The sequence below is a fragment of the Bacillus kalamii genome (assembly GCF_047238185.1).
GTDB lineage: Bacteria > Bacillota > Bacilli > Bacillales > DSM-1321 > Bacillus_AD.
In genome coordinates, this window is sequence record NZ_JBDFMI010000001.1 from 2,049,427 (window position 1) to 2,072,666 (window position 23,240).

Annotated in this window: 24 protein-coding genes; 9 read left to right on the top strand and 15 right to left on the bottom strand. The window is 42.6% G+C overall.

Features of this window, described 5'->3' with window-relative positions:
• The first annotated feature begins 215 nt into the window (after positions 1-215).
• A complete protein-coding gene (locus tag ABC357_RS10225; protein ID WP_412887403.1) occupies positions 216-413 on the top strand; it encodes a DNA-binding protein in 198 nt (65 codons plus the stop codon).
• A gap of 78 nt (positions 414-491) precedes the next feature.
• Positions 492-1,646 carry a site-specific integrase gene (locus tag ABC357_RS10230; RefSeq protein ID WP_412887404.1) on the top strand — a complete coding sequence of 385 codons (1,155 nt, stop codon included), beginning with the start codon at positions 492-494 and terminating at the stop codon, positions 1,644-1,646.
• A gap of 215 nt (positions 1,647-1,861) precedes the next feature.
• Here the strand turns inward: ABC357_RS10230 and ABC357_RS10235 are convergent, their stop codons facing one another.
• From ABC357_RS10235 to ABC357_RS10255, 5 genes are all read right to left on the bottom strand, one after another.
• The gene (locus tag ABC357_RS10235) at positions 1,862-2,845 is read right to left on the bottom strand and encodes a ring-cleaving dioxygenase (protein ID WP_412887405.1); all 984 of its coding nucleotides are present in this window, start codon (positions 2,843-2,845) and stop codon (positions 1,862-1,864) included.
• Positions 2,846-3,012: 167 nt separating this feature from the next.
• Positions 3,013-3,528 carry a GNAT family N-acetyltransferase gene (locus ABC357_RS10240; RefSeq protein WP_412887406.1) on the bottom strand — a complete coding sequence of 172 codons (516 nt, stop codon included), beginning with the start codon at positions 3,526-3,528 and terminating at the stop codon, positions 3,013-3,015.
• Positions 3,528-4,088, bottom strand: coding sequence for a GNAT family N-acetyltransferase (locus tag ABC357_RS10245; protein WP_412887407.1), 561 nt, complete (start codon positions 4,086-4,088; stop codon positions 3,528-3,530). Before ABC357_RS10245 ends, ABC357_RS10240 begins: the two co-directional genes overlap by 1 nt.
• Before the next feature lie 195 nt (positions 4,089-4,283).
• On the bottom strand, positions 4,284-5,054 hold the full coding sequence (locus ABC357_RS10250) for an ABC transporter permease (protein ID WP_412887408.1): 771 nt from the start codon (positions 5,052-5,054) through the stop codon (positions 4,284-4,286).
• Positions 5,051-5,932 (bottom strand): ATP-binding cassette domain-containing protein, encoded by an 882-nt coding sequence (locus tag ABC357_RS10255; protein ID WP_412887409.1) that lies wholly within the window; start codon positions 5,930-5,932, stop codon positions 5,051-5,053. Before ABC357_RS10255 ends, ABC357_RS10250 begins: the two co-directional genes overlap by 4 nt.
• A 368-nt stretch (positions 5,933-6,300) precedes the next feature.
• Between ABC357_RS10255 and ABC357_RS10260 the strand changes: the two genes are divergently transcribed.
• Positions 6,301-6,738 (top strand): GNAT family N-acetyltransferase, encoded by a 438-nt coding sequence (locus ABC357_RS10260; RefSeq protein WP_412887410.1) that lies wholly within the window; start codon positions 6,301-6,303, stop codon positions 6,736-6,738.
• A gap of 83 nt (positions 6,739-6,821) precedes the next feature.
• On the opposite strand, the gene ABC357_RS10265 is transcribed toward ABC357_RS10260, so the two are convergent.
• Positions 6,822-8,795 carry a GTP-binding protein gene (locus ABC357_RS10265; protein WP_412887411.1) on the bottom strand — a complete coding sequence of 658 codons (1,974 nt, stop codon included), beginning with the start codon at positions 8,793-8,795 and terminating at the stop codon, positions 6,822-6,824.
• Positions 8,796-9,292: 497 nt separating this feature from the next.
• On the opposite strand from ABC357_RS10265, the gene pepF reads away from it, so the two are divergent.
• Both pepF and ABC357_RS10275 read left to right on the top strand, forming a co-directional pair.
• Complete coding sequence (pepF, locus tag ABC357_RS10270) at positions 9,293-11,086, top strand: oligoendopeptidase F (protein WP_412887412.1); 1,794 nt, start codon at positions 9,293-9,295, stop codon at positions 11,084-11,086.
• 277 nt (positions 11,087-11,363) lie between these two features.
• Positions 11,364-12,938: an FAD-dependent oxidoreductase gene (locus ABC357_RS10275; protein WP_412887413.1), complete on the top strand. Its 1,575-nt coding sequence runs from the start codon at positions 11,364-11,366 to the stop codon at positions 12,936-12,938.
• A 57-nt stretch (positions 12,939-12,995) separates the two neighbouring features.
• Here ABC357_RS10275 and nadE read toward each other — a convergent pair whose 3' ends face one another.
• Positions 12,996-13,829 carry an NAD(+) synthase gene (nadE, locus tag ABC357_RS10280; RefSeq protein ID WP_412887414.1) on the bottom strand — a complete coding sequence of 278 codons (834 nt, stop codon included), beginning with the start codon at positions 13,827-13,829 and terminating at the stop codon, positions 12,996-12,998.
• Positions 13,830-13,952: 123 nt separating this feature from the next.
• Positions 13,953-14,381: an NUDIX hydrolase gene (locus tag ABC357_RS10285; protein ID WP_412887415.1), complete on the bottom strand. Its 429-nt coding sequence runs from the start codon at positions 14,379-14,381 to the stop codon at positions 13,953-13,955.
• A gap of 233 nt (positions 14,382-14,614) precedes the next feature.
• On the opposite strand from ABC357_RS10285, the gene ABC357_RS10290 reads away from it, so the two are divergent.
• From ABC357_RS10290 to ABC357_RS10305, 4 genes are all read left to right on the top strand, one after another.
• On the top strand, positions 14,615-15,154 hold the full coding sequence (locus ABC357_RS10290) for a TetR/AcrR family transcriptional regulator (protein ID WP_412887416.1): 540 nt from the start codon (positions 14,615-14,617) through the stop codon (positions 15,152-15,154).
• A gap of 12 nt (positions 15,155-15,166) precedes the next feature.
• Complete coding sequence (locus ABC357_RS10295) at positions 15,167-15,496, top strand: DMT family transporter (RefSeq protein WP_412887417.1); 330 nt, start codon at positions 15,167-15,169, stop codon at positions 15,494-15,496.
• A gap of 27 nt (positions 15,497-15,523) precedes the next feature.
• Complete coding sequence (locus ABC357_RS10300) at positions 15,524-15,877, top strand: DMT family transporter (RefSeq protein ID WP_412887418.1); 354 nt, start codon at positions 15,524-15,526, stop codon at positions 15,875-15,877.
• A 92-nt stretch (positions 15,878-15,969) separates the two neighbouring features.
• Positions 15,970-16,548 (top strand): YdcF family protein, encoded by a 579-nt coding sequence (locus tag ABC357_RS10305; protein ID WP_412887419.1) that lies wholly within the window; start codon positions 15,970-15,972, stop codon positions 16,546-16,548.
• A 79-nt stretch (positions 16,549-16,627) separates the two neighbouring features.
• Here ABC357_RS10305 and ABC357_RS10310 read toward each other — a convergent pair whose 3' ends face one another.
• The 7 genes from ABC357_RS10310 to ABC357_RS10340 all read right to left on the bottom strand — a co-directional run bounded on the left by ABC357_RS10310 (position 16,628) and on the right by ABC357_RS10340 (position 23,235).
• On the bottom strand, positions 16,628-17,314 hold the full coding sequence (locus ABC357_RS10310; protein WP_412887420.1) for a TetR/AcrR family transcriptional regulator: 687 nt from the start codon (positions 17,312-17,314) through the stop codon (positions 16,628-16,630).
• Between the two features lie 208 nt (positions 17,315-17,522).
• On the bottom strand, positions 17,523-18,038 hold the full coding sequence (locus ABC357_RS10315) for a hypothetical protein (RefSeq protein ID WP_412887421.1): 516 nt from the start codon (positions 18,036-18,038) through the stop codon (positions 17,523-17,525).
• A gap of 281 nt (positions 18,039-18,319) precedes the next feature.
• On the bottom strand, positions 18,320-19,858 hold the full coding sequence (locus tag ABC357_RS10320) for an acyl-CoA carboxylase subunit beta (RefSeq protein ID WP_412887422.1): 1,539 nt from the start codon (positions 19,856-19,858) through the stop codon (positions 18,320-18,322).
• A 7-nt stretch (positions 19,859-19,865) separates the two neighbouring features.
• Positions 19,866-20,648: an enoyl-CoA hydratase gene (locus ABC357_RS10325; RefSeq protein WP_412887423.1), complete on the bottom strand. Its 783-nt coding sequence runs from the start codon at positions 20,646-20,648 to the stop codon at positions 19,866-19,868.
• Between the two features lie 26 nt (positions 20,649-20,674).
• Positions 20,675-21,577, bottom strand: coding sequence for a hydroxymethylglutaryl-CoA lyase (locus ABC357_RS10330; protein WP_412887424.1), 903 nt, complete (start codon positions 21,575-21,577; stop codon positions 20,675-20,677).
• 87 nt (positions 21,578-21,664) lie between these two features.
• The gene (locus ABC357_RS10335; RefSeq protein ID WP_412887425.1) at positions 21,665-21,877 is read right to left on the bottom strand and encodes an acetyl-CoA carboxylase biotin carboxyl carrier protein subunit; all 213 of its coding nucleotides are present in this window, start codon (positions 21,875-21,877) and stop codon (positions 21,665-21,667) included.
• Positions 21,874-23,235 (bottom strand): acetyl-CoA carboxylase biotin carboxylase subunit, encoded by a 1,362-nt coding sequence (locus ABC357_RS10340; protein ID WP_412887426.1) that lies wholly within the window; start codon positions 23,233-23,235, stop codon positions 21,874-21,876. The genes ABC357_RS10335 and ABC357_RS10340 overlap by 4 nt, the downstream gene beginning before the upstream one ends.
• Between the last annotated feature and the right edge of the window lie 5 nt (positions 23,236-23,240).

Consider the following 23,240-nt stretch of genomic DNA (forward strand, 5'->3'; position numbering starts at 1 on the left):
TAGTTCACCAAACAGACACAACAAATCTTCTCCATCCGTTGGTTTTACAAAAACACCGCAATATAATCTCTTCACAAAATTTTTTTCATTTTTACTCACTTTTTTTCCACTTCACTTAAATACCTTTATAAACTGGAGTTATGGACAATTCATAATGTCACATAAACCATTCAAAACTATTAAACATAGAAACGTTACAACAAGGAGAGTACTAGATGAATAAACATATTGAAGAATACCCGCTAATCCTTACTGCGGTACATATATCAGAAATCCTAATGATTTCTAAACCAACTGCTTACGAAATAATGGAGCAATCCACATTTCCATTGATTCGTATAAGTAGAACCAAACGAGTCCAAAAAGATGCTTTCTTTAAATGGTTATCTCAACAGCAAGCACAAGCATTATAAAGAATGAAGCAAGTGGGCAAACTAATAATAGACCACTGCTTTTCAAAAGCTTAGTTATCAATCTAGGAGGAAAGCACAATGAAAGGTAGTATCAGAAAAAGAGGAAAGAAATACGAAGTTATTGTGGATATAGGAAGAGATCCATATACAGGTAAGCGAAGACAAAGAACCAATTGTACTTTCACTAGAAAACGAGATGCTGAAGCACACCTTCGCAAATGGCTCGTTGAATTAGACGAGAACCGATATGTGGAACCAACCAAAGTCACATTCGCTTCTTATATGGAGTATTGGTTCACTTCTCATTATCAAAAACGAGTTAAAGAATCAACTGTATACAATCGAAAGACTGCAATGGATAAACATCTCATTCGTGAGAATCCATTTGCCAACAAAGAACTCTCAAAAATCACAACAGAAATGATAGATGGTTTATACAACGACAAGTTAGATGAGGGGTATAGCACCAATACCATACGCAAAATCCATCAATTGTTGAATCAAGCTTTCAAACAAGCGGTTAAGTGGAAGAAAATTGCTCACAATCCGGTTATGGATGCGGATCCACCATCCGTAAAAACAAAAGACACAGTAATATGGTCTTTTGATGAAATACACCGATTTCTTGAACACTGCAAGGAAGAGAGACATTACATCACCTTCTTACTTGCCATCTATACCGGAATGCGTAGAGGTGAAATTCTTGGGCTCAAATGGAGTGATATTGATTTCAAGAAAAAAATCATCCGTGTAGAACGCACATTAATTCACATTCCTGAAAAAGGCTATCAACTATCTCCTCCAAAAACTTTCAAGTCGAAGCGTCAAGTTCCTATTACTGATTACATCCTAAATGAGCTAATCACTCATAAAGAGCAGCAAGACGAGTGGAAAGAGCGATTAGGTGAAACCTATCAGGATAACAACTTGGTAATTTGTACGGAACAAGGAACCTTTCAAGATCCACGTAACTTATTACGTGTAATGAAGCGATTATGCGAAAAGGCAAAGGTCACATCGATCTGCATACACGAGATTCGTCATACACACGCTTCGATTTTGATTAGCGAAGGTGTAGATATCGTCAAAGTCGCCAATCGATTAGGTCATTCCAAACCAAAAACAACATTAGATACGTATGCTCACCTGATACCTACTGATCAGGATGAAGTCGCCGATACCTTCCACAACGCCTTGATGCAGAAAAAAGAGCCTGTTGTGAGCATTATGTGAGCATTTCACTAAAAGAGCGTATCACCATAGAAAACCCGCTCCAAACAAAAAGCCAGAAACCCTTGATACATAAAGGTTTCTGGCTCCTAAAAAGTGATGACCCGAGAGGGATTCGAACCCCCGACCCCATCCCTGTCAAGGAACAGGTCAGAAAAACAAAAAGACAAGCCAATGGACATCAAGTCCTTCAGCCTGTCTCCCCATCATTCATTCAATCACTCATACTCTTTCTCAAATTCCATCGTACTTCTGACCGTATCGATTGGTCTAACCAACTGTTCTATTTGTGCACGGTTCGGCTCAAGGAATGGCGGCAATGATAGTTTTTCTCCGACGGTTTCATACGATTCGTCGCCCATGAAGCCTGGTCCGTCTGTCGCGAATTCGAATAGGATTTGCGGTGCGACGCGGACATATAGCGATTCGAAGAAATGGCGGTTTACATAGCCGGATGTATGGAAGCCGAAGCCTTCCATTCGATTTGTCCATTCATCAAGGACTGCTCTGTCAGCGACGCGGAATGCGGCATGATGGACTGTTCCGAAGCCTTGGCGTGCCACTGGAAGTACGGCATTATGCTCGACGACGACCTGTGCCCCGTTGCCGCCCTCTCCCACCTCGAATAAGTGGAATGAGCCTTCTGTGGCGATTTCTTTAAAGAGCATCACTTGCTCAAGCATTTGCTTGAAGTAAGAAAAATCAGCAATTCGGACAAAGATTGGCCCTAATCCTGTTATAGCGAATTCCAATGGGATCGGTCCCTTTTGCCAAGGTGTGCCTGATTCCACTCCTTGATTATGTTCATCTGAGATCAATTGGTATTGTTGATCATCGAAATCGGCAAAGGATAGTGTTTTCTTGCCGAATTGTTCTTTTATGCCTGTATGCGCCACTTTCAAGCGGTCAAATCGCTTCACCCAATAGTCAAGGGCTGCGTCTGTCGGCACACGGAATGAGGTTTTGGCAATTTCGTTCGTTCCGTGGACCCCTTTCGGAATATTGGGGAAATCGAAGAACGTCATATCTGTACCGGCGCTTCCTTTATCATCAGCGAAGAAGAGATGGTATGTTTGGATGTCATCCTGATTCACTGTTTTTTTTACTAAACGCATTCCAAGCACATATGTGAAAAACTCATAGTTTTTTTCCGCAGAGCTTGTAATGGCTGTTACATGGTGTATCCCTTTTAAATGATTCATGGTTTATTCCTCCTACTTATCTGTCCATTTAATACGATTTAAATTATCTCTATTTCGAGATATACAATTAAAAAAAGAGAAATGTTGTTTTTATTTCTAATTATATTATCTTTACTTCGAAATAAATTTACCATACATTCTCTTATTATGTCAAACGATTCACTTTTCTACGGTCGATTGTCTCCCAAAAACGTTAAATCGCTATACCCGTACGCAATCTCTTCCACTTCCAAACGATCGATATACGCCTCCCCTAGCTTCACGCACCCAAATGATTCATAAAAGAATCGGGTCGGATTTTCGCTAAGCACCCATACCAGAATAGATTGGCAGCCGCTGTTTTTAATGGCCTCCATCGTTCGTAAAAATAAGTTCTTGCCCAACCCTTTTCCCTGATGTTCAGCTAGCAAATAGATGGCGTACAATTCGCCTTCATGCGGAAATGGTTTATGGCGGTTCTTGCCCCCTGAAGCAAAACCGACAATTTGGCCATGATCATCACAGGCAGCATATACTATTTGATTGTTTTCAATCGTAATCTTCCAGTTTCTTTCTCTTTCCTTCACATCCAACTTTTCAAGTATTTCATCTTTAATCAAGCCTCTATACGTCTCTTTCCATGATTGGACATGTACCGCAGCGATGGCTTTTTCATCTCCAGCTTGAGCTTTTCGGATCATCATTACATGTCTTCCTTTCCGTATAAATGCCGCCATTCGTTATGTAAGAGCGAAAAGCTGAAGGCATCATGATTTCTTTCATTCTGGAATAGATAAGACCGCAAAACACCCTCTTGTTGGAAACCTGCTTTCATTAAAAGCTGATTAGAGGCTTCGTTTTGTATGAAGGTGACCGCACCGAGTCTTACTAGGCCCAAGCCTTCAAATGAAAAAGCCATGATGGCCTGCATTGCTTCCTTCATTAATCCTCTTCTCCAGTAAAATGGATGGATTTCATATCCGACGTTCGCTTTTTTACTTTTTAATTGCAGGGCATTCAAGCCGATCGTCCCGATTAAATCACTAGAATCCTTCAATACTAAGCCCCAACGGATGGCGCTTCTTTTTTTAAAGGCATCGGCAAAGGAATGGATGATGTTTTCTGCATCCGCCTGGGTCTGTAGGGGATCCATGCCATAGTAGCGCGTCACTTCTTCATTCGACATAATATCAAAATAGGATTGAATATAGGAATCATCCAACTCGACCAGTTGAAGCCGTTCAGTTTCAAGCTGCGGGAACATACAACCCCCTCCTCTTCTATACAGCTACTAATTCTGCATAAAGGCCTAAATTCCTCCTTCTGTATGAACAAGATCTATTACTACAGTAGGAGGAATGAAATAGCAATCTATATAAAAAACGGTTTCTGCCGACTCTCTTTCATTTTCAAAAAAAGACTGTTTAACTACCAGACAACCATTCTATCCACACTACAACTATTTGACCGTTCGCTTATTCTTCCATGAACTGATAAATAGCAGTGCAAAAGAAATACTGCCGAAAGCGATAAATGAAAGGACGATTGGCATAAAATCATAGCTTCTACCCTGCCAAAAAGCCAAAAAGTCGTTATTCATATAAGACATCGGCAGCCCTTTTGAAATGACCTGCAAAAAATGGGGCAGCTGATCCGTAGTGATGCCCATCATCCCGCAAAGGATCATAAAGGCAAAATACAAAGTCATCGTTACACCATAAGTCGGTCCGAATTTTTTGAATATCGAAGCCACAGCATGAGCGACCATAAATAGAAAGGCACTGACCAATAAAATGATGAAGCATAACACAATGGCAGCAATAGGCGTTGGAGCCAACATATCGAGCAATATCCAATCAACACATACATAGATAAGAACCGCGCAAATCATGAATAAGAGATTGGCAATCATTTTAGCCAGCAGAATGCTCCTCTCCTCATAGCCGAAAAGCTTCATTCTTAGAGGGATGTCATTTTCAAGTTCCTGCGAGTAGTTGGCCGCATATCCAATCAGCAGCGTCGCCATTGGAATAATCATGATCATTGTCAAAAAGATGCTTGTCGTTGCCTCCGCTAATTGAGCAGCAGGCATTTCCCCGCTGATCATTTTGGCGATTAGGAGAGACATTAGAATCGGAAAGCCAATTCCGAAAAAAATGGTGAATAGATTTCCGCATGTATTGCGCAGTTCATATTTGATTAAATGAAGGCTAACTCCTTTTGTTTTCATTTTCCTGTGCCTCCATTGTTTGAATTGAATTGCTTCAATGCATTCACGTACATGATTTCGAAATCATTATTGCTTCGTTTATAATTGATATTGTGTTCCGTGAACATCTTCGTAAACGTCCATTCTTCCTCGTTATTCCTGCAGGGGAAAGCCAGCAAATGCTGAGGGGCTTCAATGCGTGCATACTCTTTCGTCAAAGCTTTGCTTTCCTCTGTATGTTCGATGGTGACGATTGATCTGCCGCAATATTTAGAAAATAAGTCCTCAGCCTTTCCGAAATCCACAAGTTTTCCTTTATCGAGGATCAACAGTTTATTGACCAGCCGCTCCAGTTCATCATAATAATGCGAAACAACGCAAAGTCCTGTATGTTTGCCCTGATACCAGTCCGTTATTTTTCCCATCAGCTTTTGGCGTGTTTCAAAATCAAGGCCTGAAGTCACCTCGTCAAAGAAGGTAAGAGGTGCGTCCTGCATCAAAACAAGAATAATCGTCAGCCGTTGCTGCTGTCCGCCTGATAATGTATGGAACCGTTTCTTCAAGCTGCCCTCGAATTGAAAAAAATCAATCAGCTCCATCAATTTTTTATTTTGTTTAATATCCGTGTTTAATATAGCCTCCATAATGTGCTTGACGGACATTGTTTTTACATAATGGTTTTGTTGCATATGCACAGCTATTTCCCGCAAGGAGAGATTGGTTCGGATAGAGCCTTTATATTTGACTAATCCTAGCACCGCTTTCACAAGCGTACTCTTTCCCGCCCCATTTGAACCGATGATGCCTATCCGGTCACCCGCCTTAATATCAACCGGCGTTTGGATCGATAATGCCTTATGCTCACCGAAGGCCACCTCTAATTGCTCAATTGTTAACATACATTGATTTCCTCCTGTACTTTAAAGAAATCATCCCCTGTTGTCCAATCATTTCTCTAAAAAAAGTGTATCATAAGAATGACCATTATTCTGATTTTTCCATAAATAACCACAAATGAATATCCTTATTAGCCTATTCTCCTCATTATTTTTCTATGCTTCTTCCCAATCATTTGCTGATACAGGAACTAATGATCCATCTAACCGTTTGCCAATGATTGATTGGATTCTTTCTATCAGGCTCTTTCGCCTTCTGTCCTGATTTGTGAATACCTGTTGTGGCAGGTTGACTGCACAGAAAAATCAGACTATTGTGTAACAATGAAGCAAATGCCATAATTATACAAAATATAGTAGGGGGATATAGAATGGAAGAAGATGTAAACAAAACAGAGATGATGAAATTTGAATTTAGTGAATTCATTCCTGCTCGGGTTGACTTTACACGATTACACCAAACAACGGGATGGAATAACGACGGACTATATACATATGACCAATTGTATAGGGCCATCTGTAATAGTTGGTACTCTGTTTCTTTCTATCATAATAAGTCTTTAATTGGATTTGGGCGGATAATCTCAGATGGGATTTATCAAACGTTTATTTGTGATGTAATCGTTCATCCCGACTATCAAACCAAAGGAATCGGGACAAAAATAATGAACGCATTGATTAAAAAATGCGATCAGGAAGGGATTAAGTGGATTCAATTATTTTGTGCGAAAGGAAAGGAACATTTTTATAAGAAATTAGGCTTTATTCCTCGCGATGCCGATGCACCGGGTATGTCTTTATTTTTATAATGGGTTGATAATCCATAAAAAACAATAGGGGCGTGCTACAAATCACCGCCTCCTATTGTTGATCTCTTTTCCATACCGAAGCCTTACTCTTGATTCCCTCCCCTTTTCGCCTCTTCCTCTCTTTCAGCCTTTAAAAACAAATACCGCAGGCGATCAGGTTCCGAAGAATAGGCAGTAGGAAAATCCCCCAGGTCTCTATCTAGTTTTCCATATCCTGCAGGTTCTGTTAAAAACAAGCCCTTTCCCTCGGTATAGGCAATCACTTCGGCGGCATATTCACGCGATGTATCGGCTGGTATGATGCCGCTGATTGCCATTCTGCTTACGATTGGCGACATATTTTGGATGGTCCCCCCCATCTCCAGGACATCATGAATGGCCCTTCCCCCACAATCAGCCGGAATCTCCATATGAAATGAACAAAGAGGCTCAAGCAGCTCTGTACCGCTCTTCCGAATTGCTGCTTCCATGACATAGGGAGCCAAATGGCGAAAGTCTGAAGGGGTGCTTACGGGACTGGCATACTGGGCGTAAAAAAACGTGATTTTGGCATCGGTCAGTTCAATGCCATTCAAACCGGACCGGCATGCTTTTTCTACCCCTTGCTGAACTGCATTCTGAAACGATGAGTTCAAATAGCCGTATGAAACCAGGCTTTCGTATTCGATCCCAGCGCCTATCGGCAGCGGTTCAATCCGCAATCCGATAGATGCATAATAGGGGTTTGGCTTTACACCCATATTGATGATCGCTTCGCCTGCTTGGGTCGGACACTCTTTATAGATCGTTAGTAATGATCCGAACAGAGCTTCCAAGCCATATCGTTCTTTTAATAACGACTGGATGATTTCAATCTGGACCTTTCCATATATATGGATGGTTATTTCATTGGTTTCTTGTAAAATACTGCACTGTAGAAGAGGATCCTCCTCTGTCAACTCATAAATAGCCTGGATCAGTTTGCTTCTGTCTCCGCTTACTATCGGTTGGAGAGAAACCTGAAGAGTCGGTTTTTCCCTGGATACCACCGGCATTGCACGAAAAGGAGCGCCCAGTATGTCTCCTATCGATAAAGGATCGGCATTAGGCAGGATTGCGATGTCACCGCAATCGACCTTTTCGGCAGGGTGGAACGAGCTGTTTTCCAGTTTGAACAGCTGGCGGATTTTAAAGCCTGCACGGTTTTTATTGCTTATATCTACATTTTGCCGGATGGATAGACAGCCGGAAAATAGTTTGATATATGCTGTTTTCCCCCATTTTGCATCTCTGTCAATTTTATAGACATACCCGCTTAAAGTATCTAATGAAGGAATCTTATAACTCGGAAGCAGTCGATCGATGGCATCCAGTAAAGATGGAATGCCGATCCCCTTGGCAGCGGCACCGTGAAAAACGGGGAACACATCCCCTGATTGGACAGTTGCCAAAAAAGACTGCTTATATTCATCTTCCGAAATAGGCTGGTCATTCAAAAATTTTCCAGCCAGCATTTCATCACGCTCAAATAGACAATGCAGGATGTCATCTGCCATAGGTGCCTCATCCAAAATGGCAGGTGTCGATGTGCCTCCATGGATGACTTTCTGCATGATGGCTAAACGGTCATCAAGCTCAACTTTGATCTGGCCATAAAGAGGTTCTAATTCCACACCATTCCGGTCAATTTTATTAATGAACAGAAGGACAGGTATCTTCATTCTCTTCAATTGTTGAAATATAATCCTTGTTTGGCTTTGGACGCCTTCTTTTGCGGAAATCACCAGTACAGCTGCATCCAAGATGCCGAATACCCGTTCCACTTCAGCAAAAAAATCCATATGCCCCGGTGTATCGATTATATTGATTTTTTGATCTTTCCAATAAAAAGAAGTAGTGCTAGAGCGGATGGTTATCCCTCTTTTCCTCTCCAATTCCATTGAATCCGTCACTGTGTTTCCCTCGTCTACATCACCTGCTGAAGCAATGGCTCCTGCTTCAAATAATAACCTTTCCGTCACCGTCGTTTTCCCTGCATCCACATGTGCCAAGATGCCGATATTCTTAATTGGGGTCATTTTCTGCCGCCCCCCTTACAAACAAAACAAGTTTGCTTTCGGTTGCAGCAGGCAGTTACTTGCCATTCTGCTAACGCTATGGTGAACATGTTTTTACATTCAACAAATGGCATGTGTGGCTGCAGAGAAAACCTTGTACTCTTTTTCCGTTTCAGCAACAGGAAAATACCTCCATATAAAAAGAGGAAGAACGCAGTTTATAGGGCCGTTGATACGCCTTCCTCTGCTCTTGTACCCATTTTTCTTTGTCTCAACATCATAATTTTACGCCTCCTAGTATGTATTACTTCTGATAATAACATATTTATCCAAATATAGCATATTAGTTAGAAACCCATTTTAGCTTTGTTTATCATTCTTCCTTTAGACAAATAATGTAGAAAACCGGGAATACTTTTTCCCGGCTGTAAAAACTAAGCACACGGTTGCCTAAGTAACTGACATGGACGAAAAAAAAGGCTAATATGAAGATAGGTTATTAAGAAAGGGATGATTGTATGATTCACTATAAAAGCCGCAACGATGTAGCGGAGGCAGAAAAATGGAACCTGAACGATATCTACCCTACAAAAGAGGCTTGGCTGGAAGGTGTAGAAAAAGTCAAACAATTGACAAAGGAATTGAAGGAATTCAATGGACGTATACATAATGCAAGTGATCTGTACGAATATCTGAATAAGGATGAAGAAGTGTCTAAGACTTTTACGCTCGTTTCCGCCTATGCAAGGCTGAGTAATGACCTAGATACACGCGACCCTGAGTCCCAAGGCTTGCTCAATCAGGCAGAAAGCTTGAGCTTTGCATTAAGCGAAGCGGTTTCTTTTTTCTTTCCATTCTTACTGAGCCTTGATGAAGAAAAATTGAAGCAGTATCTAGTGGATGAACCAAAATTGCGCTATTTCGAGCAGGATCTAATGGAAATGTACAGATACAAAACACATGTCCTGTCCTCCGAGCAAGAGGAAATCATGTCACAAATGGGACAGGCGATGTCTGCACCGAATCATATTTACCGAATGATCAATAATGCAGATATCAAGTTCGGTGACATTACGAATAGTGAGGGAAAAAAAGAAGAATTAACAAGAGGCAAGTACTCGCTGATCCTTCGCAACGGGAATCGGGAACAGAGAAAAGAAGCTTATATTGCCCATTATGAACCGTATATCCAATTGAAAAACTCAATTGCTGCCACCCTTTCTTCTGCGATTAAAAACAACGTAACTGTCTCTTCCATCCGGAACTACCCTTCCGCACTGGATAAGGCTTTGTTTGGAGATAATGTGCCAAGAAGTGTGTATGACCAGTTGATTGAAACAACGAAAAAACATGTAGATGCATTGCATGAGTATGCGTATGTACGCAAAGATATTTTGGGGCTGGATGACTTGCATTTGTATGACGCCAGTGTAAAGCTGGTCGATGATGTCGAACAGGAACAATCATTTGACGATGCATACGGCACCATGCTGAAGGCATTGGCACCGCTTGGCGCTGAATATGGTGAAACACTGGCTGCCTTCAAGCATAAGAGATATATCGATGTCAGAGAAACGCCAGGAAAGATGTCTGGAGCGTATAATATGGGTGTGTACGGCGTGCATCCTTTCGTATTGCTGAACCATCAGGATGACATGAACAGCCTGTTTACGCTTGCTCATGAAATGGGCCATGCGATGCACAGTTATTACTCCTCAAAAACACAGCCGTTCCCTACAGCAAGATATAGCATTTTTGTCGCAGAAGTCGCTTCGACAGTGAATGAAGTGCTGTTGATCCATTACCTTCTGGAGCAAGCAAACGATAAAAAGATGAGGAAATATTTATTGAACCATTTTATCGAGCAATTCCGGGGCACTTTCTTCACACAGGTCATGTTTGCCGAATTCGAAAAAATCACCCATGAACGGGCTGAAAAGAAAGAACCGCTGAATGCGGAAGATTTCAATGATATTTATGAAAATCTGTTCAAGGAATATAATGGCGATGCATTCACGCTCGATAAGGAAGTCGCCTATAATTGGGCTAGAATACCCCATTTTTATCGTCCATTTTATGTGTATAAATATGCAACCGGTTTTGCATCGGCCATTCATATCGCGAAGGCTCTGCTAAGCGGTGATCCATCCGTAAAAGAAGCCTATTTGGACTTTCTGAAAAGCGGCAGCTCAGACTTTCCATTGGAGCTCTTAAAGAAGACCGGCGTTGACTTGGCTTCGGGTGAACCGGTTGAAAGTGCTCTTCAGTATTTCCGTGAATTGCTGCAGGAGTTCAAAGGATTGGATCTTTAAGCAAAACAATTGATAAGCGCGTTTTTTATCAAGTTGCGGGTTTGATGAGCGGAAGTTTCGTTTCCGGCCCCAGCTGGCGTATGAGAGTGGTTAGTAACCCGGAACGTTAACAGATCCGAAGAAAAAAGGCATTTAGCCTTTGCTCTATATAGGACTAGGCAGTGGATGGTTTCATCCACTGCTTTTTGTTTTGCCTTCCTTAAGATCAAATAAGCACTGTTTATCCCCTCTTCATTTTGGAAAAACTAACATAAAATACCGAAATGGAGGGAATGACATGCCCCAGAACGAAGAAAAGCGACACCTCCCCAACCAGCCCGAATCCTATTGGCTGGATAAGTCGATTTTGCCTGATTATCCCGCTTTATCAACCCATATCGATGTTGACGTCATTATCGTGGGCGCAGGTATTACAGGGATCACATCTGCCTACCTACTTGCTAATGAAGGCTTCAACGTCGCTATCCTGGAAGCCGGCAAGGCGCTTAATGGCACTACCGGACATACGACTGCAAAAGTGACCGCACAGCATGGTTTGATATACAACGGCCTTATCCAGAATGTGGGGGAACAAATGGCTTCACTTTATTATCAAGCGAACGCAGATGCATTGTCATTTATGAGGAAAACCATTGGCCAACTTGATATTTCCTGCGATTTTCTCGAGCAGGATGCCTTTATTTACAGTACGACCGAACAATATGCAAGAACATTAGAGAAGGAAGCGGAAGCATATAGCCTTCTTGGAATAGATGGAGAATTGGTCGCCAGCATTCCCTTCAACCTGGACATTCAAAATGCACTCGTTATGAGAAATCAAGCACAATTCCACCCGGTTAAATATCTTTCCAGGCTTCTTGAAGCCTCCATCGAGAAAGGGGCCAGTCTCTTTGAACGGACGACTGCGGTCAACATCCAACCGGGAGAAAGGCCGACTGTGTTCACACGTGATGGAGCAACCGCTACAGCCGACTATGTTCTCTTGTGCTCCCATTTTCCTTTCTATGAAGGTACAGGCCTTTATTCAACCAGGCTGCATGCCGATCGTTCGTACGTGATTGCCGCCAAAACCAAAAAGGATTATCCGGGAGGCATGTACATAAGTGCCGAACAGCCGACCAGATCGCTTCGGTCACTATCAATGGATGGAGAATCATATGTTTTGATCGGCGGCGAAAGCCACAAAGCCGGCCAAGGTGGGGACACGCTCAAATGCTATGAGGCACTTGAAGCATTCGGCGAAGATGTGTTTGGCCTTGAAGCAATTCCCTACCGCTGGTCTGCGCAGGATTTAATCACACTCGACAACATCCCTTATATCGGCAGTATTACCTCCGGACATGACAATTTGTTGATCGCAACCGGATACCGTAAATGGGGAATGACAAATGGAACAGCGGCCGCCTTGCTTTTCAAGGACATGGTATTGAAAAAAGAAAGCAAATATGAGACCTTATTCAGCCCTTCCCGCTTCCACATGAATCCAAGCCTGAAAAATGTGTTGATGGAAAACGCCAATGTAGCCGGCCATTTGCTGAAAGGCAAACTGGAAATGCCAGAAACGCAGCTGAACGATCTGTCCTTGGATGAAGGTGCCGTGATGATGATTAATGGCCATCGAAAAGGCGTTTATAAAGATAGCGGCGGAAAACTCCACATGGTGGATACCACTTGCACACATATTGGCTGTGAAGTGGAATGGAATAACGGCGAAAGAACGTGGGATTGTCCCTGCCACGGCTCCAGATTCTCGATTACGGGCGAAGTCATTGAAGGGCCGGCGGAAAAACCGCTCCAGCAATACGATTATACGATGCTCGATAACCTCACCTCAGATGATTCCGGTTATTAAGATCCAGCAATGCTATAGAAAATAAACCCCTTGCTGAGAATGCAAGGGGTTTTTGGGTTATTGTCTCCACCAGTCATCAAAAACGGTAATCGGGCCAAATCGCTTATGTTCTGTTTTCTTATACCAGTTTTCAATCGTTTGGGCACTATTTTCGCTGACTTCTTTTCCTTCCAAATAGTCGTCGATGTCCTCATAGGATACACCGAGCGCCACTTCATCCGGTAATTGTGGTTTATCGTCTTCCAGGTCGGCAGTCGGCTTTTTCGTATACAGGTGCTCTGGCGCCCCTAAATAATTCAGGATGCTTTTTCCTTGTCTTTTCGTAAGGCGGTATAACGGAGCCAAATCGCAAGCTCCATCACCATGCTTCGTATAGAATCCTGTCACGGCTTCGGCAGCATGGTCAGTTCCAAGGACAGCCCCTTGATATAGGCCGGCCAAATCATACTGGACCTTCATTCTCTCTCTCGCTTTTACATTCCCGCGGAGAAAATGGCTTAATGTCTTTCCTGTTGCCTTTTCAACAGATGCGACACTCGCGTCGACCGAATCTTTAATATTCACAGCCAATGATAAGGAAGGCTTGATCCAGCCCAAGGCATCCTGGCAATCATCCTCATCCAATTGAACGCCATATGGAAGTCTGACTGCTATAAATGAGTACTCATCTTTTCCGGTTTCTTCATTCAATTCATTGACAGCACTTTGTGCCATATATCCGCATAATGTTGAGTCCTGCCCTCCTGATATACCAAGGACGACACTCTTTAAGAATGGATATCTCTTCAAATAATCCTTAATAAAGTCGACACTTCTTCTGAATTCCTGTTTAGGGTCGATTTCAGGTTTTGTTTTTAATGCTTCAATGATTTCTGCTTGTAATGGTCTCACAGTTTATACCCACTTTCTTAATACTTGGTTAGGATTAGTATAACAATATTCAGGCCAATCATCATATATTTCAGAAGAAAAATGGAATGGACGGACATTTTTCCGCATACAGCACGATGTCCTTTATTCCTGTCCTATTGCTGTCTTAACCGCCCACTGTTGATGTCGATGAAACAGCTTATGAGCTTCTTCTACAGATATCCAAGACAGAATATGGTCCATCTCGACCGGTTCCTGGACCTTATGTGTCAATCCAGCAAGGTAAAAAAGGGCGTCATTCAGTATAGCTTCACCCTTTGAATTGACAAAATAGTTTTGCGCCTTTCCAATGCACGAATCAATCCTTATTTCATAGCCTGTTTCTTCAAGCAATTCACGGATGAGGCATTGCTCCGGTGTTTCCTGCCTTTCTATCCCACCGCCAGGCAAAAAATAACGGCCGCTCCCATTTTGAACCACTGCAACCTTTTCTCTTTTCTCATCCAATATAACGGCATATGCACATGGCCTGGCCGCATAGTTATAACCGTGTTCTTTCTTTCCGAAAATCACAGTATCTCACCTCTTTATGCCTTAAATAGAGAACTTCCTCAAAACATCTTCAAACGTATCCACTCTGTATTATTAGTGTATACCACCATCCTAGCAAGAACATCAGCGAGACTATTCTTTTTTCGTTCAACATGGACTGGGCATAATGATTAATCCTTGACATAAAAACCGTCCGGACGGTATAGTAATTTCATAAAAGACCAAACAGACGGTTTTGCAAAGGAGGACTCCTTATGAATACAAAAGCAGCTCAAAAGCGCCAAAAAATTTTAGAAGCCGCAAAAGAATATATACTCAATAATGATTTTCAATCACTTACGTTGGATGCCACTGCACGGCAAGCAGGAATCAGTAAAGGCGGACTATTGTATCACTTTCCCAATAAAGAAGCTTTACTGAATGGGTTAGCAGATTATATTCTTCAAAACTTCACTAAAGCATTTGAGGATCATGCCAAAAACGATGTTACCGAAAAAGGGCGATGGAGCAGGGCTCTAATTGAAACTACAAAAAAAGACATTGATCAACATGCTGAATTAAATGTCGGGATCATTGCCGCTTCCATGCTTCATACAGATTTATCAGGAAACATATCGGAAGCGTATCAATATATGCAAACCAAAGTGGAACAGGATGGCCTTGATCCAGTCGCTGCAACTATTATCCGTCTAGCTATCGACGGACTTTACTATTCTGAGTTATTCCAAATCGCTCCGCTCGATCCTCATATGCAGGAAAAAGTGATCGAACGGTTAAAACTGATGACTCAATAGGAGGTGCATACGTTGAATCCTTATCTATTTCTCGCAATTGCTATTATCAGTGAAGTGTTTGGCAGTTCTATGTTAAAAATGGCGGATGGCTTCAAAAAACGATGGCCATCTGTCGGGGCCATTTGCGGCTTACTAATCGCTTTTTACTTTTTATCTTTATCTTTGAGGTCTGTACCGCTGGGTACCGCATATGCGATATGGTCAGGTGTCGGCACTGCCTTAACTGCCCTAGTGGGGATATTCATTTATAAAGAAAAGGCATCTATTACAAAAGGGTTGGGTATATTGTTCATCATCGGAGGCGTCGTACTCCTGAAATTATCCAGCAGCGGCATTCATTGACCCATAAACGAATAGGAGACTGGATACATGAACGGTTATATATTATTGGGCATTTCCATTATAAGTGAAATATGTGGCACAACCATGCTTAAACTATCTGATGGTTTCACCAAGATACTTCCTTCCGCCGGAGTAGTGATCGGCTTTTCAGTTGCCTTTTACTGTTTATCCTTATGCCTAAAAACGATTCCACTCAGTTTGGCGTATGCCATATGGGGAGGAGTGGGCACTGCCTTAACAGCTTTAATCGGGATCCTTGTTTGGAGAGAACCTTTCAGCTCCGCTACACTGCTTGGATTATTGCTGATTATTGGGGGCGTCGTATTTTTAAACGTCCCGGACAAAAGAAAGCGGAAGCTAAAACGGTCATCCTTCGAATGATCGTTTTAGCTTCATATATTAAATCTCCTATTCTTTAGATTGTGATAAAATGAAGCTATCCTTGTTCAGAAAATAGGAGTGATCGTAACCCTTTGAAAAAAACAGTCAAGCTTGTTCTCGCTATGTTTATTATCGTTTCGATTGCCTATATAGCCATTCTCCAATGGAAAATCAGCAGTGCGGGCAAGACACCGATTCCTGATGATACCGGGTACTTGATGATCTTAGGCACAAAAGTGAATGGTGAAACCCCTTCACCTGCCTTGAATGAACGCATACATACAACTGCCCGTTATTTGAAGGCCCATCCAAAAACAATTGCCATTGCTTCTGGCGGAAAAGGGCCTAACGAAGGTATAAGCGAAGCCCTAGCCATATCTAATGCCCTGCAGGGACTAGGCATAGAGGAAAACCGAATCATCCAGGAAAATCAATCTTCTTCAACAAAAGAAAATATCGCTTTTTCCAAAAAGCTTATTCCTATTAGCGCTAAACAATCCGGAGCAATCGTCTCTAATAAATTCCACCTATACAGAGCATTGTCTATTGCGGAGGATAATGGCCTGCAAATGACCGGCCTCCCGGCAAAAACCCCGAATAGCGCCAAATTGAAACTATATATAAGAGAGTATTTAGCGATCACTAAATACTATGTACTGAAGTGGCTCTAATGTTCCCTTCTCTTAAAAAGAAGCAAGCCTTGCAAGAAAGGCCTGCTTCTCTATTTATGCATCACGTAGAAGTGATGGCCTATTCGTCCTTCCCGCTTATCGCTGCCATCTCTCCCTTTTCATATTTCATGAGCTCCGATAAATCTTTAACATATTGTTTATAGTCCATTAAGAGCTGGTCGCTCATGATGTCCGCTCCCAATACCTTCATCATATGCTGGAGGAAAGCCAATCTCTTTGTGAGTTTATTGTGATCGCAAGCATGCAGAACAGAATCGTACCAAATATTCGCCAAAAGCAAAAAGACTTCCGCGCATTCGTCCGGATAATCCGTATCGATTGTTCCATCCCTCATGCCATCTCTCATTATATCCGCCAAGATAGGTGCACTTTTCTTGAGACTTTGTTTGATTGTGCCCACCATCAAATGCGGGTTTTCAACCTGAGTAACCCATGTATGATGAGAAAATTGCTTGTCTATATTTTTTTGCAGCAACAGTGTCAATTTCTCTCGTGCCGTAAACCCATGTAACTGTAATAACCACTTTTTCAGCATTGCTTCCATTTCTTCGCCTCGCTGCTCCAGCACTGCTTTCAGAATATCTTCCTTAGAGGAGAAATGATGATAGATAGCCCCTTTTGACATGTCTAAAGCTTTGACAATATCCTGCATGCTTGTTTGTTCATACCCATTTGTGTGAAAGAGTTCTGCGGATACTGTTAGGATTTTTTGCTTTGTTTTTTCCGGATATTTATTTCTGGCCATACTCAACACCCCTTATACATTCCAACGGTCGGCCTTTTAATTATACCGTACCAACCCGACACACTAAACTGAATCGTTTACCTATTTTAAGTAATCAAAAAAGCAAGCATACGCTTTTACAGCATCCTACTTGCTTTTTACATTCCTATTCAATTCATCCATTTCCTATTGACCATTGAAAAGCTTTGGTCATCCACAATGAATGAGCTTACCCGATACCCATTATGACTGCAACGACCTGCTTATATTGATTTAATACTTGCAGTTCATAGTTTTTGGGGGATTCCAGCTGCTTCAAATTCTGAGGTGTTATATTTTTTTTATAAACTAACTTTTGTTGCAATTGGTATGTATGATTTTTAATTTTCAGTTTTTGTAAATCTCCATAAATGGGAGTCGGTTTTTCAACCAGCATGCTGCTGACCAATTCTTCTCCTTCCTCATCGCCGAAAGAAAAAAAGTAAGGATGTTCCGTACTCTTCAGCATGGTTTCAAGTTTTTTGGATAAAATAATTTGCATCTGTATATCCATAAACCCATCCTTTTTCTGAATCATCAGTTTCCCTGTTTTAATATTAGGCCGTATGATGAACTCGTTGTAATCGGCAACGGATTCATACTTATATTGGGTGTTTTTTTCTGACTGTATGGCTTCATGCCCATTTGAACAGCCAGCTACACCTATAATAGCCAGCATTACAAACATACTACTTATTTTTCTCATCTTGTTTCATCCTAAATAATATGGACTTTTCCCTTAAAGACTTGGCTTTATATCTCTAATAATTGCATCAATTTTTTAATGTTGAAAAATTCATTACTATATCCATAGTAAAATATTATGTATGTAATATCAATGAAATTTTATTTCAATGACTTCTGATTGATTATCCATCATACTGAATGGAATATCCCCATAAGGACATTGGACAGTGAAAGACACAGATTTACATGGTAGAAAAAAAGAGGAGATTAACATTCATCCCCTCTTTTTGCAAATGTCTTTTATACTGGATTGACTCCATGCTTACGTTCAGTAAAAACAAGCTGCTTGCTTGAGTATGCGGAAAATCGATCAATTAATTCGCCTCTTAAATGTTCCGGCTCCACAATAGCATCGACAATCATTTCCGAAGCAAGATGATAGATGTTGATATCCTGGCGATATTCTTCTCTTTTCTCTTCAATGAATGCTTTCCTTTCTTCCTCAGGCAATGCCTGAATTTTGTTGGCATATACAGCATTCACTGCCGCTTCCGGCCCCATCACCGCAATCGAGGCCGAAGGCAGTGCGATGCAGCAATCAGGTTCAAAGGCCGGACCAGCCATCGCATAAAGCCCTGCTCCATATGCTTTACGAACAATAACCGAAATCTTTGGCACCGTCGCTTCACTCATGGCTGAAATCATTTTGGCCCCGTGGCGGATAATGCCTGCTTGCTCTACCTTGGTTCCTATCATAAATCCAGGAATGTCAGCCAAGAACAGCAACGGAATATGGAAGGCGTCACAAAGCTGGATGAATTTTGCTGCCTTATCGGCACTATCATGGAAAAGTACTCCGCCTTTCACTTTTGGCTGATTGGCTAAGATCCCCACCGGCTTGCCTTCCATTCTTGCCAATCCAGTGATTAATTCTGCAGCAAACAGTTTCTTTATTTCTATGAAACTGCCTTCATCAATCAATCCATCTATGAAATCGTACATATTGAAAGGCGCGTTTTGATTGGCAGGAATAATGCTTTCGATCGATATGGATTCCTTGGCTGCTTTGCCAGGTACATGTTCAGGCATTTCCTTATAGTTTTGAGGAAAATAGCGAAGGTAGTCCCTTGCGAATAAAAGGGCTTCTTCCTCGCTCTTCACCAATACATCCCCACATCCGGAAACAGAGCAATGCATTTTGGCACCGCCCATCTCTTCTTCCGTCACTTTTTCTCCGATGACCATTTCAGCCATTCTTGGAGAGCCGAGATACATGGAAGCATTGCCATCCACCATCACGACAATATCGCAAAATGCCGGTATATAGGCTCCACCGGCTGCAGAAGGTCCGAATAGGAGGCATATTTGCGGAACTCTGCCGGATAATTGGACTTGATTGTAAAAAATACGCCCTGCCCCTCTTCTTCCCGGGAACATCTCTACCTGATCCGTAATCCGTGCCCCAGCTGAATCCACTAGATACAGCATCGGGATATTCAACTTCAAGGCTGTTTCTTGGATACGGATAATCTTTTCAACAGTCCGCGCTCCCCAAGAGCCTGCTTTGATGGTTGAATCGTTCGCCATGATACAAACCTTTCTGCCATGTATAGTACCGATTCCCGTCACAACCCCATCAGCAGGAAATTCTTCACGGTCACAGTTTGCAAAGAATTGGTCCTCTATGTCCAAGCCTTCGTCGAATAATTGCTGCAGACGTTCACGTACAAACAATTTGCCTTTTTCTTTATTTTTTTCATGGTATTTTTCTTTACCGCCCTTTTTAATGCTTTCTACTCTCTCTTGGTAGGAAAGGTCCTTGGTCGCTACTGGTTTCATTATTCCGTCACTCTCCCTTATAGTTGGGTTTCCTCTTTTCTGCAAAAGCCGCCAATCCTTCCACCCGGTCACTTGTTGGGATGGTTGCACTGTAGCAGATATTTTCAATTTTCAGGCCAGACTGCAAATCTGCTTGGAGCCCCGTATCTATCGCCTTTTTGGCCTGTTGGATGGCGATTGGTCCGTTAGCCGCAATCATTTCTGCCAAACGGTATGCTTCTTCAAATACAGCCTCTACTGGTACAGTTTTATTGAATAAACCGATACTGTACCCTTCCAACGCGCCTAAACGCCGAGCAGTAAAAATTAATTCTTTAGCCCTTGCAGTACCGATAATCCTCGGAAGCCGTTGCGTCCCGCCCGCTCCAGGTATAATGGCAAGAGACGTTTCCGTTAACCCATACTGGCCCTGCTCTGAAGCGATACGCATGTCGCAGGCTAGCGCAAGCTCCAATCCTCCCCCAAAAGCCGATCCGTTCATTGCGGCAATGACTGGAAACGGAATTGCTTCTACCCTTTGGACCGTTTCTCCGATCAATGCGACTGTTTTACTGACTGTGTTCTGGTCCATCCCTTTCCTTTCCTTCAAATCGGCTCCTGCACAAAAGATGCGGTTGCCTGCGGATGTAAGGATAACGGCACGAACGTCCGGTTCATGCCTTAAGCGGTCCAATGTCTCACTAAGGGTTTGAAGCAATAAGGTGTTTAGCGCATTCGCCGAGCTGGGGCGATTTAAAGTCAGAATCACTATTCCCTTCTCATCCTTTTCTACTAAGAGGCATTCATTCATCTGACAACACTCCTTCTATTTCATAATCAATGCTTGCTACTGTTCGCTATGGCCATTTGATGGCTGCGCAATGGTTTTCTGATTCTGTTTTGGATAAATAAAGCAGCCTGTTGAAGATTTCCTTCATCAATGCCTGTTGTATAGCCCATTTGGTGCAGCATGTGGATTACATCATCGGTGGCAACATTACCGGAGGCGCCAGGCGCATACGGACAGCCTCCCAATCCTCCAACAGAGGCATCAAAGGTAGAGATGCCCATGTCTAGTGAGCGTAGGATATTCGCCATCGCCATACCTTGCGTATCATGAAAATGCATGGCCACCTTATGTATGTCGAATTCCTTTCCTACCTGTTCCAGCACTTGCTCCACTTGCTGCGGATTCGCTACCCCGATTGTATCTCCAAGTGAAATTTCCCCGATGCCATAGTTGAATAATTGGTCACAGATCGCCAAGATTCTATGTATATCAACTGTCCCTTCATAAGGACAGCCGAAAACGGTCGATACGTATCCTCTTACACTTTTTCCGGCTTTGAGAGCTTCAGCAGCCACTTCCTTCATGACAGGAAGCGTCTGCTCAATCGTTTTATTGATGTTTTTTAGATTATGCGTTTCACTCGCTGACATAAAAACATTCACTTCATCGATTTCGGCATCCAATGCATTGGCCAATCCTTTCATGTTAGGAACTAAGGCCGCATATGTGATCCCTTTCTTGCGGCTGATTCCTTTAGCGACTTCTACAGCATCGCTTAATTGTGGAATCCAATTTCTTGGCACAAATGAAGTAATTTCAATGTAATTCATCCCTGTTCCAGACAGTTGATTGATCCATTGTATTTTTTGCTCAGTGGAAATGATTTCTTTTTCATTCTGTAAACCGTCCCTTGGCCCAACTTCCTTGATTGTAATATGGGTTTTTCCCATCGTTTCCTTCCCCCCGTTTGTACTAGGATACAGAATTCCTACCCGGCTTTAACGGTCGGGCCGCTAATCTATGGATTATTTGATTGTCTATTCCAGGACGACCAGTACGTCGCCTTCATTCACAAAATCATTTTCTTGGACATTTAGTTTACGGACTGTTCCATCCTGTTCGGCCACAATGGGTATTTCCATTTTCATCGATTCCAGGATGATAAGGTCCTGTCCCTCTTTAACCGATTCCCCTTCTTTGACCGCTATCTTCCATACACTTCCTGCCATGCTTGCTTTTGCTTCATTCATTTCACTGTGCCCCTCTCTTTATTTGTATAATAGGTGTCCACAAATCCAGTATGGGTATTCCCTCCCCGAAACTCCCCATGCCCGATTATCTCTTGGACCATACTAATATTCGTTTTAACTCCTTCTACATGATACTGATTAAGTGCCTGTTCCATCCGTTGAATGCATTGATTCCGATTTTCTCCTGTCACAACCAGCTTGGCGATCATTCCATCATAAAAGGGTGTGACTGTATAGCCGCTTTTCACGCCAACATCATTCCGCACTCCTTCTCCATCAGGGACAGAAAAGCGTGTAATGGTACCCGGAGACGGAAAAAAAGTAACCGGATCTTCGGCATAAATTCGTGCTTCGATACTATGGCCCGACAATGTAATATCTTCTTGTGAGAATGGCAGCTCTTCCCCGTTTGCGATCCTAATTTGCTGCTCGACTAAATCCAATCCAGATACACCTTCTGTAACTGGATGCTCCACCTGCAACCTTGTATTCATTTCTAAGAAATAATAATCACCGTTATTGTCCATCATGAATTCAAATGTACCGGCATTGGCATAGCCGATTGATTTGGCCGCTTTCACTGCCGCCTCGCCCATTTTCTTTCTGAGCTCTTCCGTAACGATTGGAGATGGAGCTTCTTCAATTACCTTTTGGTTCCTTCTTTGTATCGAGCATTCCCGTTCGCCAATATAAACGCCATTCCCAAAAGAATCGAACAGCACTTGGATTTCAATATGGCGTGGCTGTTCAATCAACTTCTCCATGAACATGTCGCCATTATTGAAAAAGGTCTGTGCCCTTTTTTGCTGGCCATGAAACGATTTCATCAGTTCCTCTTCTGAATGCACAGCCCCCATGCCAATACCCCCGCCGCCGGCAGAAGCTTTCAGCATAATTGGATAACCAATGGCTTTAGCCTGTTCAATAGCGTCATCCACATCTTTCAGGGCAAACGAAATGCCGGGTACAACCGGCAGGCCGGCGGCTTCCATCGCATGCCTAGATTCAATTTTCTTTCCCATCATACGGATCACTTCAGGATTAGGGCCGATAAACAGGATGCCCTCCAATTGACATTTCTCGGCAAATTCAGGGTTTTCGCTCAAAAACCCATACCCGGGATGGATCGCTTCACAGCCTGCCTCCTTCGCTGCTGCTATGAGGGCATCTCCATTGTTATAGCTGTCCTGCGGCCGTGGGCCTCCAATGCAATAGGCTTCGTCTGCTTCCTGGACAAACGGCGCGCCCGTATCTGCCTCGGAATAAACAGCAACAGCAGTGATTCCCATCTTTTTGCATGTCCTGATGATCCTCGATGCAATTTCTCCCCTATTGGCAATCAGTATTTTCTTGAACATTTTGT